At 76.0% G+C, this 1181-nt stretch carries 1 protein-coding gene; it reads right to left on the reverse strand.

Annotated elements, in window-relative coordinates; all coding sequences use genetic code 11:
- Positions 1-2: 2 nt before the first annotated feature.
- A partial coding sequence (locus ABD358_RS28315; RefSeq protein ID WP_344634016.1) for a thiolase family protein occupies positions 3-1181 on the reverse strand: 1179 nt, incomplete at its 5' end.

Here is a 1181-nt window from a genome sequence, read left to right on the forward strand (position 1 = left end):
GGTCAGCGTTCGAGGATCAGGGCGAGGCCCTGTCCGACGCCGACGCACAGGGCGGCGATGCCGGTGCCGGAGCCGGCGGCGGCGAGCTGGTGGGCGACCGCGCCGGCCAGCCGGGCGCCGGAGGCCCCCAGCGGATGCCCGATGGCGATCGCCCCGCCCCGCGGATTGACCAGCTCCGGATCCAGCTCCGGCCACTCCGCCAGACAGCCCAGCACCTGCGCGGCGAACGCCTCGTTCAGCTCCACCGTGGTCAGATCCGCGAAGCTCCGGCCCGCCCGGGCCAGCGCCCGGCGCACCGCCTCCACCGGGCCCAGCCCGAAGTACTGCGGCTCGATCCCGGTGACCGCGCTCGCCCCGATCCGGGCCAGCGGCTCCCGCCCGCAGGCCCGCAGCCCGGCCTCGTCGGTGAGCAGCAGCGCGGCCGCCCCGTCGCTCAGCGGCGAGGCGTTGCCCGCGGTGACCGTGCCGCCCACCGCGCGGAAGGACGGCGCCAGCCCGGCCAGCGCCTCCAGCGAGGTGGCCTCCCGGATGGCCTCGTCCCGGGCCAGGTCCACCCCCGGCACCGCCACCACCTCACCGGCGTAGAGGCCCTCCGCCCACGCCCGGGCGGCCCTGGCATGGGAGGCCAGCGCGTAGGCGTCCTGCCGCTCGCGGCCGATGCGGTGCTTGTCGGCGATCAGCTCCGCGCCCTCCCCCAGCGCGACCGTCCACTCCGGCGCCATCCTGGGGTTGACCATCCGCCAGCCCAGCGTGGTGGAGTACAGCTCGGCATGGCCGGCGGGAAAGGGCCTGTCGCTCTTGGGCAGCACGTACGGCGCCCGGGACATCGACTCCACCCCGCCGGCGACGGCGACGGAGGCGTCGCCCAGCGCGATGGCCCGGGCCGCCTGGATCACCGCCTCCAGGCCGGAGGCGCACAGCCGGTTGACCGTCACCCCGGGCACGCTCACCGGCAGCCCGGCCAGCAGCCCGGCCATCCGGCCCACGTTCCGGTTCTCCTCCCCGGCCCCGTTGGCGTTGCCGAGGAACACCTCATCGATCCGGCCCGGATCCAGGCCGGGGGTCCGGTCGAGAAGCGCCCGGATCGTGTACGCCGCCAGATCGTCCGGGCGGACCCGGGACAGAGCACCGCCGTACCGGCCGACCGGGGTACGCACCGCATCAACCACATACACATCACG

The sequence above is a fragment of the Streptomyces glaucosporus genome, assembly GCF_039533345.1.
GTDB classification, from domain to species: Bacteria; Actinomycetota; Actinomycetes; order Streptomycetales; family Streptomycetaceae; genus Streptomyces; species Streptomyces glaucosporus.